Below are 15686 nucleotides of genomic sequence, written 5' to 3' on the forward strand. Positions count from 1 at the left end.
CTCAGATGTTTTGCGCGCCTCAGCGCATCCAGAGACCAGCCTTCTTGATCTGGTTCCGGATCATCTGTTCGCGTCGAGGCAGGTGATCCTGATCGAACATATCGCGGATTTTGTCGCCCTTGGACTGATACACGAGCCGTTTGATTGGATCGTATTCTTTCAGAACCTTCTTGAGCCAGTTGGGTTTGCTCACGGTGCGGAGGACCTCAATGACATGGTCGCTCTCGCGGGCAAACAAGAGCGGGAATGTGCGGTAGTGGCAGGACATAGCGCCGTCTAGCGTATCCTTCGGCAACGTATATCGCTCGCCCCCGAAGGAATGGATCACCAAAGGCAAAGCGACCTGATCGAGCCACGGGTCATAGGACTGCAGTTCGGCCGCTTGCGGCGGGTTGTCACGGATTTCGAGCGCGTATTCGAGGAAGCGGTCGCCGAACTTGCGTGGGCATTCGTAGAAGAAGAAGCCGGCGTTAAAGTAGAGATAGCGCTTCCAGTATTCATCCGGCTGGTCGCGGTCGAGCGAGCTCTCGAAATCGAGGCCGAAGCGTTCGTAGAGCGAGGACCAGATTTCGGTGTATCCGGGCCCGTAGAGTTCGATTTGTGGCCATGTGCCTTCGACCTTCATGCTCGCGCATGGTTTGGAAAAATCGAACGGCACTGTGCTCAGTGGGCCCGTGATCAATGTGTCGCTGTCAAAGAACACAAAGGGCTCTCCCTCGGGGAGGGATGAAAGGGCTTCGATCTTGTTCCCGTAGGGATAGGCCTGTCCGAAGTGGCGACTCTCGAACGGAAGAATTTCTGCATCCAGCCGTTTCAGAGCCGAGAGAAGATCTGGGTGCTTCATGCGCGGATCATTTCCCCAGCGTGCGCCCGGTTGTGGCTCGGCGATGAAGAGTCGGCCCGCAAAATCGGGGTCCATAGCCCGCAGGCTCGCCGCAAAAAGGAGGGCTTCATACATCAAACGCCCGTCCTGCCCGATCACGAGGATGTTGAAGGCAGGGCGCGTTTCTGGATTGCTGGACATACTCAACTCAATAACCGGAAAAGCTATATCTGTGTTATAAGTGGTTTTGTGCATTATCAAAAGTTGCGAATGCGCGAAGTGTGAAAAGGAGTGTTTTGATGCGGCGTGAGAAAATCACATTGAGTTTTTTGACTGTTTTTTGTGCGCTTCCTCTCGCAGCACAGGCCGAGAATTTTACCACAGCTGCTGAAGTGAAGCCGATCCTACAAGCGACCAAGCCGCAGTGGGCCGCGGTGCGCAACTATGACGGGAAGGACCTGTTATATTTCACAAATTTGCTGAGCTGGCGCTGCGGTTTGACGGAAATTTCTTACTCTGTGAACGGTTCTGATCCTGCGATTTTCGAAATGGAGCCCTGTTACACCGAGACCGCGCAGCCGAATGCGCTTAAGGCCGAGACGCTCGACGCCATTTTGGTGAGCTTTCCGCCTGACACTGTGGAGACGGTGGACGTGACTGTGACCTTTGATGACGGAAGTGTCGAAGAGGCACATTACATGCGGGCCGCGATCCAGATCCAGTGAGTTAGGCGAACACCTCTTTCAGGAACTCGCACATGGAGCGCCAGCTGCGTGTGGCGGAACTTTCACTATACCCGAAGCCTGGTTGTCCGCCCGGTTTGACGGCGGGGTTCGTGAAGGCGTGCCCAGTGTTGCCATAGGCGTGGAGTTGCCAGCCTGCGCCGCGCTCCGTCATCTCCTGTCCGAATTCGACGACGCTCTGCGGTGTGGCGAGCGGATCGTCCCATCCGTGCAGCACGAGAACCTGACTCTTGATCGCGACATCCGGTGCGCTTTCCGCGCGGTCCAGAATGCCATGGAAGGAGGCTACGCCGCCGATGTCAGCACCTTCACGGGCTAGATCGAGGACCGCCTTGCCGCCGAAGCAATATCCGATAGCTGCGGTGCGCGCCGGGTCGACGGGGTCCTGCGCTTTGAGCGTCTCGAGCGCGGCTACCATACGGGCTGCGAGAGCGGCGCGATTGGCGTCGAGCTTGCCTTTGGCCGCATGCGCCTCATCCGCATCCGTCGTCGTCCACCCCTGACCGTAATAATCAATCGCGAAGCCGACGTAGCCCATCTCCGCGATTTTTCTGGCGCTCTCTTCCTCAAAGGCTGCACGCCCGCGGAAGGCGGGGGCGACGAGAACGCCGGGGCGGGGGCCTGCGATGGCACTATCCCAGAAGAGCGCGCCGACAAATGGCCCGCCCTGACACGCGTCTGATCCGTTGTAGGTGATTTCAAGGCGTTCGATGGTCATGGGCGGTCTCCTGTTCTTAGGAGCAACATGCCTCATCTGCATGGAGTTTCAACTGCCGAATTCGGTTGAGTGGACACACTCACGCCATCGTGGGTGATCACCAATTTTCTTTTTCATGTTGAGAGAAAAGTGGTGGGCGACCCTGGAATCGAACCAGGCATGAGTCTCCTCGGCGGAGTTACAGTCCGCTGCCGCACCTTGCAGCCCGTCGCCCACTTTGCGAAGCATCTTCGCGTTGTGTGGGCGGTGGATACCGTTGCGGGTTGGGGGCGTCAACAGGAAAATTGCTTGTGCTCGGCAATTCCTCGCGGCAGGAAGGGGTAAGCCCCACAGCAAGGAACGTCATCGCTATGAAAAAGCCCAAATGGGTCATCGAAAAAGAGCAGCACAAGCGCAAAGCGGCTGCAGAAACCGTGTGGCTTTTCGGGCTTCATGCCGTGCGCGACGCGCTCGCGAATCCAGCGCGCGAAAAACTGCGCCTACTGGTGACGAAGAATGCGATGGCGAAATTGGAGGCCGATATCGCCGCCTCCGGAATCACGCCCGAAGAAATCGACCCGCGCAAATTCCATGATCCGCGCAATCACGGAGTGCCGATTGATCCGGCGTCGGTGCACCAAGGCGCGATGCTTGAGGTCAAACCGCTCAAATGGGGCTCTGTCGAAGAGGTCTGTCTTGCGGCGGGCGAGGGGCAGCCGACGGTTGTTTTGCTCGACCAAGTGACCGATCCGCATAACGTCGGTGCGATTCTGCGCTCTGCCGAGGTGTTCGGGGCCGAGGCGGTGATCGCAACGGCGCGCCATGCTGCGCCCGAGACAGGGGCCTTGGCGAAAACGGCGTCTGGTGCTTTGGAGCGGCAACCGTATCTGCGGGTGCGGAATTTGTCGGATACGATCGTGCAGTTGCAGGGACTCGGATTTATTTGTCTTGGGCTTGATGGTGAGGCAACCGTCACGATCGACGAAGCTCTCTCCGATCTGGGTGAACGTCCTGTCGCGCTTGTGATGGGCGCAGAAGGGCCGGGCTTGCGTCAGAAAACGCGTGAGACGGTTGACCAACTCGTGAAAATCCCCTTCGCACGGGATTTCGGGTCGCTCAACGTGTCGAATGCTGCCGCGGTCGCTTTGTTCGCTGCGTCGAAGCGGTAAAGGCAGATCCGCTCGGTTCACGTGATGTTCACGTTTTTCTTACAGGCTCTTCCATTCCGGATAGCGATGCCTATCTGACTCTGTGAGACGCGCAAGTTGGAACACGCGCGTTACTCTCACTGTCCCTCGTTCCAAACTTTCGCCCGGGTCTTGTTGCCCGGGCTTTTTTCTTCTCCGAGAGCACCTATTATCAAAGTTATGACGCATATCGACAATCTCACAGATGACGACATCCGGCGTATTCTCACAGATACGAAGGTGATTGCTTTGGTCGGCGCGAGCCCGCGTCCGGAGCGCGCCTCCAATCAGGTGGGACGCTATCTCGCTGCACGTGGCTACACGGTGATCCCTGTGAACCCGCGAGAGACTGGCACCGAAATGTTCGGTCAGACATGTGTCGGCTCTTTGTCGGACATCCGTCAGCCCGTCGACATGGTGGACATTTTCCGCCGGACCGAAGAGGTCGAGCCGGTCGTGGATGAAGCGCTTCACGCGCTCTTGGGGCTGAAATACATCTGGATGCAGCTTGAGATCGTGAACGAGAAAGCCGCCGCTCTCGCGCGGGCGCAAGGGGCGGGGGTGGTCATGGATAGGTGCCCTGCAATTGAAATCCCTCGGCTCGGGATGTGAGGGCAGGGATTTTGAGTATTTATGCCAAGAAGAAGTGAGGGACGTTCTTAGGGCCGAGCGGCCTTTTCCGCAATTCCCGAAAGTCCCTGACGGCGGGCCAGTTCATTTAGGACGTCGTCGAGCGGGATGTCGCGGGCGGCGAGCATGACGAGCATGTGGTAAAGCACATCGGCGGCCTCATAGGTGAGGTTCTCTCGGTCGTTTTTTGCGGCGGCGATGATGGCCTCAATCGCTTCCTCACCGAATTTCTCGGCGCACTTTTCTGGTCCTTTGGACAGGAGCTTCGCGGTCCAAGAGCTTTCGGGATCTGCGTCTTTGCGCGAGAGGATCACCTGTTCGAGATCGTTGAGAACGGACATGAGCGGCTCCTTAATTGAGGCGCATGGGAATACCCTTGGCGGCCATGTATTCTTTGGCCTCCTGAATGGTGTAATCCCCGAAATGGAAAATGGAGGCGGCGAGCACGGCGCTTGCATGACCTTCGGTGACGCCTTCGACGAGGTGGTCGAGATTGCCGACGCCGCCTGAGGCGATGACCGGAATGTTGACGCTATCCGCGATGGTGCGCGTCATGCCGAGGTTGAAGCCTGCGCGGGTACCGTCGCGGTCCATGGACGTTAGGAGTATTTCCCCTGCGCCTTTGCTTTCAATGAGTTTCGCGAACTCTACGGCATCAATCGGATGACCGTCTGCGTCGAGCGCGGCTTTGCGCCCCCCGTGCGTGAAGATCGCCCATTTGGTTGGATTGCCGTCGGCGTCCCACTCGACTGTCTTCGCGTCGATTGCGCAGACGATGCATTGGCTGCCGAAGCGGTCGGCGGCGCGTGCGATCACGTCGGGATCGGCCACTGCGGCGGAGTTGAAGCTCACCTTGTCCGCGCCTGCAAGCAGCAGGTTCCGAACGTCTTCGGTCGTGCGGACGCCACCGCCGATCGTCAGGGGCATAAAGCACTGTTCTGCGGTGCGGGTCGCAAGGTCATACATCGTGCCGCGGTTTTCGTGCGTGGCGTGGATGTCGAGGAAGCACAATTCGTCCGCGCCTGCCGCGTCATAGGCCCGCGCGCTTTCCACCGGATCACCCGCGTCGATCAGATCGACGAAGTTGACACCTTTGACCACACGGCCATCAGCCACGTCGAGGCAGGGGATGATACGGGTTTTGAGCATGGGCGGACCTTCGCGTTTGATCGCTCTCGTCTTACTGCGGTGACAGTCCCTATGCAACGCTCGGCTCTCTCGAATCGAAGCACATCTCTTGCTGAAACACACCTTTCCTGTGCAAATTTGACCTATCTGTAAAGACAGGCTTCAATTTGTAACGGCTGTGCTACGCTCGACTTTGTCTAGCTTTGGGGGGAGAGAAAGTGGCCGGTCTTCGGGTCGGCCACTTTCAGACATTATGAAAATGACAGCAATGCATCATGTGCCGTCTGCGGCGGCTGTTCGATTCGAGGAACTCAAAACACCCGAGGAACTGGAGGCAGAGGATCGTGAGAACCTTCCGTCCGGTTGGTGGCTTTTGCCCGCAGTCATCCTCGGCATCTGTTTTTGGGTGGCCGTATTCTGGTTCCTGATCTTCTGATCCGAACCTTGATTTAGCCTTTGAGAACGGCGAGGGCCTCTGTGAGGTCAATCGCGCCGTCATAGAGCGCGCGACCTGAAATTGCGCCGTTCAGAGCTGCGCCGCAGTTTTTCAGGTTTTCCAAATCTGCAATCGAAGACACGCCGCCGGACGCGATGACCGGAATGGAGACTGCGTTCGCAAGGGCGGCAGTCTCTTCCACGTTCGGGCCTTGCATTGCGCCGTCACGGTTGATGTCAGTGTAGATGATGGCTGCGACGCCTGCGTCCTCGAAGGATTTCGCGAGATCGGTGGCATTCACATTGGTTTCTTCGGCCCAGCCTTTGGTGGCGACCATGCCTTTGCGCGCGTCGATGCCGACGGCCACGTGGCCCGGGAAGGCTTTGGCAGCTTCGCGGACGAGATCGGGGTTCTCAACGGCGACGGTGCCGAGGATCACGCGCTGAAGGCCTTTGTCGAGCCAGCGTTCGATGGTCGCCATGTCGCGGATGCCGCCGCCGAGCTGGGCGGGCACTTTGCACTGTTTGAGGATTTCTTCGACGGGGGCGGCGTTCACCGGCTCGCCCGCAAAAGCACCGTTCAGGTCGACAAGGTGAAGCCACTCACATCCTGCTTCGACGAATTCGAGCGCCTGCGCGGCAGGGTTGTCGTTGAAGACCGTCGCCTTCTCCATCTCGCCTTTGTAGAGGCGCACGGCGTTGCCGTCTTTCAGGTCGATAGCGGGATAGAGGATCATGGTGCGCTCCTGTCGTGAAACTGTCGCGCTCCCTTTGGCACGATTGCGCGGGAATTGCAAAACCCGCGTGAGGATAGTTGTGCCGCCGCGTCACTCTTGCCTCAAATACAGGTCCGGCGACAGGATGCGGGCTCATAGGGAGGATATATGAATGAAGACATTGGGGATGGCTGCGGCGCTTGCGCTCGGACTGGTAGGGACCGCGTTTGCGAGCGATCCGGTGGAAGGGCTGTGGCAGACGCAGGTGGATGACGGCCATTACGCCCATATCGCCATTGCACCGTGTGGGGAGAGCATCTGCGGCACGATTTCAAAGGCCTTTGATCTGGACGGGCCGGTTGAGTCGGAAAATGTCGGCAAGCCCATCGTCTGGGATATGCAGCCGCAGGGGGAGGGGAGTTATAAAAAGGGCAAAATCTGGCAGCCATCGACGGGCAAGATCTTCAACTCCAAGATGACGCTCACCGGCGATACGCTCAAGGTCTCGGGATGTATCGGGCCGATCTGCAAGGGGCAGACTTGGGTGCGCATTCAGTAAAGTCTCTTGAAAACGAAAAGGGCCCGGAGGGGCCCTTTTTTTATTGCGGTCGGTTTGGCCCTGATCAGGGTTTCCAGCCGAGAAAGTTCGACACGATCTTGAGACCGGCGCGCTGGCTCTTTTCCGGGTGGAACTGGGTGCCGATCATGTTGTCGCGGGCGACGATGGCCGTGACTTCTTCGCCGTAATCGACATAGGCGAGACGATGCGCGGGGTTGGCGACCTTGAAGTGGTAGGAGTGGACGAAATAGGCGTGGTCGCCCGTTTCAATTCCGTCGAGCACAGGGTGTGCTCCCTCGAGGTGGAGATTGTTCCAGCCCATGTGCGGCACTTTGAGCGTTGGGTCGGACGGTTCGATCTTCACGACCTCGCCACCGATCCAGTCAAAGCCCTGCGTTTCTTCATATTCGAGGCCGCGGGTGGCGAGCATCTGCATCCCGATGCAAATGCCCATGAAGGGGCGGCCCTTAACGGTGACAGCCTCGGAAATCGCTTCGAACAGCCCAGTGTAATCGAAGAGCTGCTTTTTACAGGCCGGAAATGCGCCGTCGCCCGGCAGGACGATGCGGTCAGCCTTGGCAACGACATCAGGTTCGGAGGTGACGACGATGGTCCCCTCGCCACGCTCGCGCGCCATCCGCTCGAACGCTTTATGCGCGGAGTGTAGGTTGCCGCTGTCGTAATCAACGAGTGCTGTGAGCATGTCTTGGTCTTTCTAGCCGTGTCGGGCGCGCGTCAGAGCGCGCCCTTGGTCGAGGGCAGGCTGTCCGCCATACGCGGGTCGATCTCAAGCGCCATGCGCAGGGCGCGGGCGACGGATTTGAACGCGGCTTCGGCGATGTGGTGGGAGTTGAACCCGTGCACCTTGTCGATGTGGAGCGTGATGCCGCCGTGGGTCGACAGGGCCTGAAAGAACTCGCGCACCAGTTCGGTGTCAAACGTGCCGATTTTCGCGGTCGGGAAGTCGACATTCCACACGAGGAACGGACGCGCCGACAGATCGAGCGCTGTCATCACCTGTGTGTCGTCCATTGCCAACGCAAAGTTGCCGTAGCGGTAGATGCCTTTTTTGTCGCCGACCGCCTGCACGAGCGCTTGCCCGATTGCAATGCCGGTGTCTTCGACAGTGTGGTGGTCGTCGATGTGATAATCACCCTTCGCGCGGATGGTCATGTCGATGAGGGAGTGGCGCGACAGCTGGTCGAGCATGTGGTCGAAAAAGCCCACGCCCGTCTGGTTGTCATACTTGCCGGTCCCGTCGAGATTGATCTCGACCGTGATCTCCGTTTCCGCCGTCTTGCGGGTGATGCTGGCCTTGCGCATCGGCGCTCTCCTGTCTGTGTCGCGCCCGTTATAGGGGTGGTGTGCGCACTTGCCAATGGTTGCGAGTAGCAGTCGACAGACGGCTGTTCAAAAAGCGAGAGGGTGATCGTGAAGATTTTCTGGAGTTGATTAAGACGTTGTTAACGTTTGTGGCGCAAATTGGCCCGATATGGCCTGTTTTGCCATTCTTATTAAGGGGGGATTCATGCGCATCCTCATTTGTCACGATAATATTGAACGCGTTACGAAATGGCAGTCAGGATTTGGACAGCGCGGACATGAGGTCCGACGCGCGCGATCCGTCGATGCTGCTTTGAACTTGCTGCGTCAGGACACGTATCAGGTCCTGATCTTTGATTTGATGTTCGGCGGGGAAAACGGGCTCGCCGTCGCCCTCATGGCCGAATTCCATCACCCGAACATTGTCTCGCTCCTGATGTCGGACCGCGCGCCGGAATTTCATCAGGATGTGTTCGAACGTCTCTCCGGACTGCGATGCATTCTCGGAACCGCGACTGCCGTGTCCGATCTGATCGCGATCGCAGAGTCGCTGATTGAACGTAGCCCCAGCGATTGCCGCGCGCTGGCCGAGACGGTTCCGCAGATGTGTGAGACCTGCCAGATTCGTGGGGCTTGTATGAAAGAAGGAAAGACGCCGGTGTTCCACGCGCGCGTCGCGCAGGTGGTTGGCCTGTCTTCCATCGCCTGAGCTTTAGTTCGCAGCTTGAAATGCAAAAAGGCCTCCCCGAAGGGAGGCCTGTTTTGAATTGGAGCGGGTGATGAGATTCGAACTCACGACATTTACCTTGGCAAGGTAACGCTCTACCCCTGAGCTACACCCGCTCGCGTCCAGCCTGTAACATCGGCTCGGTTATGTCCCCGAAGGGAAGTTGGAGCGGGTGATGAGATTCGAACTCACGACATTTACCTTGGCAAGGTAACGCTCTACCCCTGAGCTACACCCGCATCCGTTGGGTGAGGCGTGATTTAAGAAATAGCGACGGGGGCTGCAAGAGGAAAATCGCTCTTTTCGGCGAAAAAGTTTCTCGGCGAAAATTTCACGGGGGATTTCTACGGATTTTGCGCGCGGAGGTCTGGGGGGGCGGACGAAGCTTTTCGGCCTAATGGAGGGAGCGGAAAAGCCACATCTTCTTTGTTCCAAAAGAAACATTCCGCACACTTTTTTTTGATGTTGGTGCGTTTTTGCGTCGAGCGATGTGCTGTTTCGAAGAATGTCAGGTATACGGCGGCACACTATTTCTTCCGTATAATCAATGGAGAAAGACAATGGATATTCGCTTTGACGAAAAAACCGCAATTGTAACCGGCGGAGCCTCAGGCATTGGTAAAGCTATTGTTGAAGAACTTGCGACATCGGGTGCGACGGTCATCGTCGCCGACCTGAACAAAGATGCTGCCGACGCGACCGCAGCAGAGATTGTCGCTGCGGGCGGCAAAGCATTCGGGATTGCTGGCGATGTCTCTAATCCGGACGATGTCAAAGCCAGCGTCGATTTCGCAGTCGAGAAAACGGGTAAACTGGACTACATCGTGAACAACGCAGGCATCGGTGGGCCGCTTGAGCCGGTTTCCGACGTTGATATCGCGAAATGGAAGCAGACCATCGATATCAACCTGATGGGCGTGTTCTACGGCATGCACTTTGGCGCAAAAGCGATGAAGGAAAACGGCGGCGGCGCAATCGTTAACATCGCGTCGATTCTCGGCTCCGTCGGTGGTCCGAACATCTCGGCCTATGTGACGGCGAAACATGGCGTTGTCGGTATGACGAAATCCGCTGCGCTGGAAATGGCTGCCGACAATATCCGCGTCAATTCTGTTGGGCCGGGCTATATCCAGACACCCTTGGTTGAAAGCAACCTTGATGAGGAAGCGCGCACCCAACTCGCGAGCCTGCATGCCATGAAACGTCTTGGTAAGCCGGAAGAAGTTGCGGCTCTGGTCGCCTTCCTGCTGTCCGACCGCGCGAGCTTCATCACCGGCTCCTACCATCTCGTAGACTCGGGCTATACGGCTCAGTGAAGCGGACTGCGTGTCCGACCTCCTAGCGGTCTGAAAAAGAAACAGGCGCCGTTTTCGCGGCGCCTGCTCTCGTTTCTGGTGTCTTGCGTGAGCCTTATTCGAACTCGACCAAGAGGTCTTTCGCGTCGATCTGGCTGCTTGGCGTGACGTGGACGGCTTTGATTATGCCGTCTTGGTCGGCGGTGATGGAGGTCTCCATTTTCATCGCCTCAATCGTCAGGAGCACATCGCCCTTCTTCACCGGAGAACCCGCACTGACGGCAACGGTCGCGACCACGCCCGGCATCGGTGCGCCAACGTGTTTGGCGTTGCCGACTTCGGCCTTCTGGTTGGCGATCACGGAGGACGCAGCCGAGCGGTCTTTGACGCGCACGGTGCGGGGCTGGCCGTTCAGTTCGAAGAAGACCTTCACTTCGCCCATCTCGTTCGGCTCGGACACCGCCTGACAGCGGATTTCGAGCGTCACGCCCGGATCGATGGAGGCAGAGATCTCTTCGCCGGTGTCCATGCCGTAGAAGAAGTTCCGCGTCGGCAGGGTGCGGACAGGGCCGTATTGCTCGTGGCGCGTCATGTAGTCGGAGAAGACTTTCGGATACATGAGGTAGCCGTTGAGATCCTCGTTATCGATCGTCTCGCAGTCGAACTTGTCGCAAAGCTCTTTGCGCGTGGCTTCGAGATCGACCGGCGGTAGATGTTTGCCCGGACGCTCGGTGTTCGGCTTCTCGGAGCCGAGGACCTTTTTGAGGATTTTCTCGGGGAAGCCGCCCGGCGGTTGGCCGAGGTTGCCGCGCATCATGTCGACCACAGAGTCGGGGAAAGCCACGTCGGTTTTCGGGTTTTCCACGTCGTCGCGGGTGAGACCTTGGGAGACCATCATGAGGGCCATGTCGCCGACCACTTTCGAGGACGGGGTCACTTTGACAATGTCGCCGAACATCATGTTCACATCGGCGTAGCAATGCGCCACCTCATGCCAGCGCTCTTCGAGACCGAGAGAGCGGGCCTGTGCCTTGAGGTTGGTGAACTGGCCGCCCGGCATTTCGTGCAGATAGACCTCGGAGGCAGGGGCCTGAAGACCGGCCTCAAAGGCGGTGTACTGCGCGCGCACGGCTTCCCAGTAGTTCGACATTTCGCGGATGGCTTCGATGTCGAGGCCGGTGTCGCGGCCGGTGAAGCGGGTGGCTTCGACAATGGAGCCGAGACAGGCCTGCGATGTGCCGCCGGAGAAGGCGTCCATAGCTGCGTCCACCGCGTCCACGCCAGCGTCTGCCGCAGCGAGGATCGTCGCCGCCGCTGCGCCGGAGGTGTCATGCGTGTGGAAATGGATCGGGATGCCGATTTCTTGCTTGAGCGCGGAAACGAGCATACGAGCCTGTGCAGGCTTCAGCAGGCCTGCCATGTCTTTGAGACCGAGAACGTGGGCACCAGCGGCCTCAAGCTCTTTTGCCATGCCGACGTAGTATTTCAGGTCGTATTTTGGGCGTGTCGGGTCGAGCAGATCACCGGTATAGCAAATCGTGCCTTCACAGACCTTGCCGCTCTCGATGACGGCGTCCATCGCGACGCGCATGTTTTCGACCCAGTTGAGGCTGTCGAACACACGGAACACATCGACGCCGGTCTCTGCGGCTTGCGCCACAAAGCTCTGGACCACGTTGTCGGGGTAGTTCGTGTAGCCCACACCGTTCGACGCGCGCAGGAGCATCTGCGTCATGATGTTCGGCATTTTCTCACGGATGTCGCGCAGGCGCTGCCACGGGCATTCCTGCAAGAAACGATAGGCCACGTCGAATGTCGCGCCGCCCCAGCATTCGACCGAGAAGAGGCCGGAAAGGTTCGCGGCATAGGACGGGGCTGCGTTGATCATGTCGATGGACCGCATCCGCGTCGCCAGAAGGGATTGGTGCCCGTCACGCATCGTGGTGTCGGTGAGGAGAAGTTTCTTCTGTTCGAGCATCCAGTCCGCGACGGCTTTCGCGCCTTTGTCCTCAAGGAGCTGGCGTGTGCCCGCAGGCGGTGTCGCGGATTTCGGTGCAGGGGCCACAGGCTTGCGCGCATCAGCGGCAGGTTTCGCGCGGCCGAGTGTTTCCGGATGACCGTTGACGGTGATGTCCGCAAGATAGGTCAGGATTTTCGTCGCGCGGTCACGGCGCGGTTTGAAGTCGAACAGTTCCGGCGTCGTGTCGATAAACTTTGTCGTGTATTCATTCGACAGGAACACAGGGTGTTTCAGCAGGTTTTCGACGAAGGCGATGTTCGTCTGCACGCCGCGGATACGGAATTCACGTAGGGCGCGGTCCATACGGGCAATCGCGGCCTCGGGCGTGCGTGCCCATGCCGTCACTTTCGTGAGCAGCGAGTCATAGTAGCGCGTGATGACTGCGCCGGAATAGGCCGTACCACCGTCGAGACGGATGCCCATACCTGTCGCAGAGCGATAGGTGGTGATGCGGCCGTAGTCGGGAATGAAGTTGTTCGTCGGGTCTTCGGTCGTCACACGCGTCTGAAGCGCATGGCCGTCGAGTTTCACATCATATTGTGACGCAACGCCCGTGGCCTCAACGAGGGACTTGCCCTCGGCAATCAGGATTTGCGCACGCACGATGTCGATGCCGGTGACTTCTTCTGTGACGGTGTGCTCCACCTGAACGCGTGGGTTCACCTCGATGAAGTAGAATTTGCCGGTCTCCATATCCATCAGGAATTCGACGGTGCCGGCGCATTCGTAGTTCACGTGTTCACAGATACGCTTGCCGAGATTACAGAGCTCTTCACGCTGCGCGGAGGACAGGAACGGGGCAGGGGCGCGTTCGACAACCTTTTGGTTGCGGCGCTGTACGGAACAGTCGCGTTCGTAGAGGTGATAGATGTTACCTTTGCTGTCCCCGAGGATCTGAACCTCGACGTGACGCGCCTTGATGATCATCTTTTCGAGATAGCCCTCGCCATTGCCAAAGGCGGCTTCGGCTTCGCGACGGCCCTCTTTGACCTTCTCTTCGAGTTCGTCGGAGTTGTTGATCGGACGCATGCCGCGACCGCCACCGCCCCAAGAGGCCTTGAGCATCAGCGGGAAACCGATCTCAGCGGCTTCTTTGCGGATCGCATCGAAATCGTCGCCGAGCACTTCGGTCGCCGGAATGACCGGCACACCGGCCTCAATCGCGACTTTACGCGCGCTGGCCTTGTCGCCGAGTTGGCGCATGGTTTTGGCTTTGGGGCCGATGAAGGTGATGCCGGCCTCGGTGCAGGCATCTACAAAGTCAGGGTTCTCCGACAGCAGGCCGTAGCCGGGGTGGATGGCATCTGCGCCCGCAAGCTTTGCAACGCGGATGATTTCTTCGATCGACAGATACGCCGCGACGGGGCCCATGCCCTCACCGATTTTGTAGGCTTCGTCGGCTTTGAAACGGTGCAGAGAGAGTTTGTCCTCCTCGGCGTAAACGGCGACTGTGCGTTTCCCCATTTCGTTCGCGGCACGCATAACGCGGATCGCAATCTCACCGCGGTTTGCGATGAGGACCTTATTGAATTCGGCCATGGCAAGTTTCCCCTTCCTTGCTATTTTTACAGTCACGTTAGTGATTTCTGCATTGCAGTAAATCCCCAATTCCCCTGAGACCGCTCACAAATCTTGGCAGAGAAAGGGCGCGCAAAGCCTTGCGCGCCCGTCAGTGCCTGTAATCGCAGGGAAATTTGCAAGATTTGCTGATAAAAATCAGTGACTAGCAAAGCAGATCATTTCTGCAGGATGATTTTGCAAATCGCGACAGGAGGAGAAAACGTGTCGCAAATCTCCTAGCTCTCGCGCGTTTGCAGGGGGATTTCACGCATGAAACAGGCGATGATAAATCCGGTCACGGCGAGTGCTGTGGCGATCGCGTAAATCGGGTGCAGCGCAACCGCGACATTGGTCGCAATCTCGCTCTGAACTGCGCCAGACAAGCCGCTGATCGCTTTTGGCCCGAGCTCTGACACATTGCCAACCTCGATGCCGCTGGTTCCCATCAGGGCCGCAAAGCGCGCGGCGAACAGGGCACCGAACAGCGCGACGGCGATGGAACCGCCGACCTGACGGAACATCAGGCCTGCCGCGGTGGCCGTGCCGATTTGAGTGCGTTTGACAGCGTTCTGCACGGCGGTCGTCATGACCGGGATCGTGGAGCCCATCCCGAGGCCGAGCAGGAGCAAGGCTCCCCACAAAACCGCACTCGGCAGGTCAGCTGTGAGTTGCGTCAGGGTGAGGACGGCGACGCTCACAAAACCCAATCCGAAAATGGGCAGGCGGCGGTAGCGGCCCGTCGCGGTCATGTAGCGGCCTGACCCAGTCGAGGCGATGAGCATCCCGAGGGTCATGGGGATGAGTTGGAGGCCGGAGACCGTCGCGCTCTGACCTTTTGCCAGTTGCAAGAAGACTGGAATGAAGGTGAGCGACCCGAACATCACGGCGCCGGTGACGAAGGACACGAGCGATGTGACCGTGAAGACGTTGTTTTTGAACAGGCTCAGGGGAATGATTGGCTCCTGTGCGCGCTGTTCAATGAGCGCGAATGCGATGAGCGAGGCAAAGAAGAGGGCAACAATTCCGAGCGCAATCGGATCCGTCCAGCCGAATTCAACGCCGCCGAGCGCGGTGAGAATAACAATAGAGGACAGTGCGAGGGTCAGGGCCACAGCGCCTGCATAGTCGATCTTGTGCGATACACGCTCGGTCTGTTTGTGGAACCCGAAGGTAAAGCCCAGAAGTGCCAGAATGCCGAAGGGCAGGTTGATGTAGAAAATCCAGTGCCAGCTGAAGGCATCGACGAACCAACCGCCGAGCAGGGGGCCTGCAACAGAGGCGACGCCGAAAACGCCGGCAAAGAGGCCTTGCACGCGGCCGCGCTCGCGGGGCGGGATCACGTCGCCGATGATTGAGAGGGCGAGAACGAATAGACCGCCGCCGCCGAGACCCTGAAGCGCACGTGCGCCAATGAGAAACGGCATGTTCGTCGCCACGCCACAGAGGGCCGAGCCGATCAGGAAGATCACGACGGCAAAGATCACGACGTTCCGGCGGCCGAAAAGGTCGCCCACCTTGCCGTAAAGCGGCGCCACGACCGTTGAGGCGAGGATGTAGGCCGTAACGACCCACGAGAGATGCTCCAACCCGCCAAGGTCCGCGACGATGGTCGGCAGGGCGGTGGAAACGATTGTTTGGTCAAGCGCCGCGAGCAGCATCAGCACGGCGACAGAAGGGATGACAAGGCGCGCAGAGGTCGGGCCGGATGTCCGGTCGCCCTGTGCGGCGGTGTCGTGAGTGAGATGTGCGTCTGACATGTGTCACCTGGTTCAAATGAAAAAGGGCGCGTCTTCAGGCGCGCTGTTGCGTCAGATGTAGGATGATGATGAATATGTGTCAACAG

At 58.5% G+C, this 15686-nt stretch carries 16 protein-coding genes and 3 tRNA genes; 7 read left to right on the forward strand and 12 right to left on the reverse strand.

The window, feature by feature from the left end; translation table 11 throughout:
- Nucleotides 1-19: 19 nt before the first annotated feature.
- Complete coding sequence (locus LA304_RS06090) at nt 20-1024, reverse strand: hypothetical protein (RefSeq protein WP_224502218.1); 1005 nt, start codon at nt 1022-1024, stop codon at nt 20-22.
- Nucleotides 1025-1122: 98 nt separating this feature from the next.
- Here LA304_RS06090 and LA304_RS06095 point away from each other — a divergent pair, with 98 nt between their 5' ends.
- Nucleotides 1123-1548, forward strand: a complete 426-nt coding sequence (locus tag LA304_RS06095) for a hypothetical protein (protein WP_224502219.1) — start codon at nt 1123-1125, stop codon at nt 1546-1548.
- 1 nt (nt 1549) lies between these two features.
- On the opposite strand, the gene LA304_RS06100 is transcribed toward LA304_RS06095, so the two are convergent.
- Both LA304_RS06100 and LA304_RS06105 read right to left on the reverse strand, forming a co-directional pair.
- Complete coding sequence (locus LA304_RS06100) at nt 1550-2284, reverse strand: dienelactone hydrolase family protein (protein WP_224502220.1); 735 nt, start codon at nt 2282-2284, stop codon at nt 1550-1552.
- A 130-nt stretch (nt 2285-2414) separates the two neighbouring features.
- A tRNA-Tyr gene (locus tag LA304_RS06105) sits at nt 2415-2498 on the reverse strand.
- Between the two features lie 136 nt (nt 2499-2634).
- On the opposite strand from LA304_RS06105, the gene rlmB reads away from it, so the two are divergent.
- The gene (gene rlmB / locus LA304_RS06110) at nt 2635-3432 is read left to right on the forward strand and encodes a 23S rRNA (guanosine(2251)-2'-O)-methyltransferase RlmB (protein ID WP_224502221.1); all 798 of its coding nucleotides are present in this window, start codon (nt 2635-2637) and stop codon (nt 3430-3432) included.
- A gap of 198 nt (nt 3433-3630) precedes the next feature.
- The gene (locus LA304_RS06115) at nt 3631-4062 is read left to right on the forward strand and encodes a CoA-binding protein (protein ID WP_224502222.1); all 432 of its coding nucleotides are present in this window, start codon (nt 3631-3633) and stop codon (nt 4060-4062) included.
- A gap of 47 nt (nt 4063-4109) precedes the next feature.
- Here the strand turns inward: LA304_RS06115 and LA304_RS06120 are convergent, their stop codons facing one another.
- The gene (locus tag LA304_RS06120) at nt 4110-4421 is read right to left on the reverse strand and encodes a phosphoribosyl-ATP diphosphatase (RefSeq protein WP_224502223.1); all 312 of its coding nucleotides are present in this window, start codon (nt 4419-4421) and stop codon (nt 4110-4112) included.
- 10 nt (nt 4422-4431) lie between these two features.
- Entirely contained in the window at nt 4432-5229 is a 798-nt protein-coding gene (gene hisF, locus LA304_RS06125; RefSeq protein ID WP_224502224.1) for an imidazole glycerol phosphate synthase subunit HisF, read from the reverse strand.
- A gap of 232 nt (nt 5230-5461) precedes the next feature.
- On the opposite strand from hisF, the gene LA304_RS06130 reads away from it, so the two are divergent.
- On the forward strand, nt 5462-5644 hold the full coding sequence (locus LA304_RS06130) for a hypothetical protein (RefSeq protein WP_224502225.1): 183 nt from the start codon (nt 5462-5464) through the stop codon (nt 5642-5644).
- Between the two features lie 13 nt (nt 5645-5657).
- Here the strand turns inward: LA304_RS06130 and hisA are convergent, their stop codons facing one another.
- Complete coding sequence (gene hisA, locus LA304_RS06135) at nt 5658-6380, reverse strand: 1-(5-phosphoribosyl)-5-[(5-phosphoribosylamino)methylideneamino]imidazole-4-carboxamide isomerase (protein WP_224502226.1); 723 nt, start codon at nt 6378-6380, stop codon at nt 5658-5660.
- Between the two features lie 151 nt (nt 6381-6531).
- On the opposite strand from hisA, the gene LA304_RS06140 reads away from it, so the two are divergent.
- Nucleotides 6532-6918 (forward strand): DUF2147 domain-containing protein, encoded by a 387-nt coding sequence (locus LA304_RS06140; protein ID WP_224502227.1) that lies wholly within the window; start codon nt 6532-6534, stop codon nt 6916-6918.
- 64 nt (nt 6919-6982) lie between these two features.
- Here LA304_RS06140 and hisH read toward each other — a convergent pair whose 3' ends face one another.
- Both hisH and hisB read right to left on the reverse strand, forming a co-directional pair.
- Complete coding sequence (gene hisH, locus LA304_RS06145) at nt 6983-7621, reverse strand: imidazole glycerol phosphate synthase subunit HisH (protein ID WP_224502228.1); 639 nt, start codon at nt 7619-7621, stop codon at nt 6983-6985.
- A 32-nt stretch (nt 7622-7653) separates the two neighbouring features.
- Nucleotides 7654-8241, reverse strand: coding sequence for an imidazoleglycerol-phosphate dehydratase HisB (gene hisB, locus LA304_RS06150; RefSeq protein ID WP_224502229.1), 588 nt, complete (start codon nt 8239-8241; stop codon nt 7654-7656).
- A gap of 205 nt (nt 8242-8446) precedes the next feature.
- Between hisB and LA304_RS06155 the strand changes: the two genes are divergently transcribed.
- Nucleotides 8447-8950 carry a response regulator gene (locus LA304_RS06155; RefSeq protein ID WP_224502230.1) on the forward strand — a complete coding sequence of 168 codons (504 nt, stop codon included), beginning with the start codon at nt 8447-8449 and terminating at the stop codon, nt 8948-8950.
- 59 nt (nt 8951-9009) lie between these two features.
- On the opposite strand, the gene LA304_RS06160 is transcribed toward LA304_RS06155, so the two are convergent.
- Nucleotides 9010-9084 (reverse strand) — tRNA-Gly (locus LA304_RS06160).
- A 48-nt stretch (nt 9085-9132) separates the two neighbouring features.
- Nucleotides 9133-9207, reverse strand: a tRNA-Gly gene (locus tag LA304_RS06165).
- A 321-nt stretch (nt 9208-9528) separates the two neighbouring features.
- On the opposite strand from LA304_RS06165, the gene LA304_RS06170 reads away from it, so the two are divergent.
- Nucleotides 9529-10284: an SDR family NAD(P)-dependent oxidoreductase gene (locus LA304_RS06170; RefSeq protein ID WP_224502231.1), complete on the forward strand. Its 756-nt coding sequence runs from the start codon at nt 9529-9531 to the stop codon at nt 10282-10284.
- Nucleotides 10285-10378: 94 nt separating this feature from the next.
- Here LA304_RS06170 and LA304_RS06175 read toward each other — a convergent pair whose 3' ends face one another.
- Complete coding sequence (locus tag LA304_RS06175) at nt 10379-13822, reverse strand: pyruvate carboxylase (protein WP_224502232.1); 3444 nt, start codon at nt 13820-13822, stop codon at nt 10379-10381.
- A gap of 257 nt (nt 13823-14079) precedes the next feature.
- Nucleotides 14080-15600 carry an MDR family MFS transporter gene (locus LA304_RS06180; RefSeq protein WP_224502233.1) on the reverse strand — a complete coding sequence of 507 codons (1521 nt, stop codon included), beginning with the start codon at nt 15598-15600 and terminating at the stop codon, nt 14080-14082.
- Nucleotides 15601-15686 lie beyond the last annotated feature (86 nt).

The organism is Celeribacter litoreus, from assembly GCF_020165855.1.
Taxonomy (GTDB): Bacteria; Pseudomonadota; Alphaproteobacteria; order Rhodobacterales; family Rhodobacteraceae; genus Celeribacter; species Celeribacter litoreus.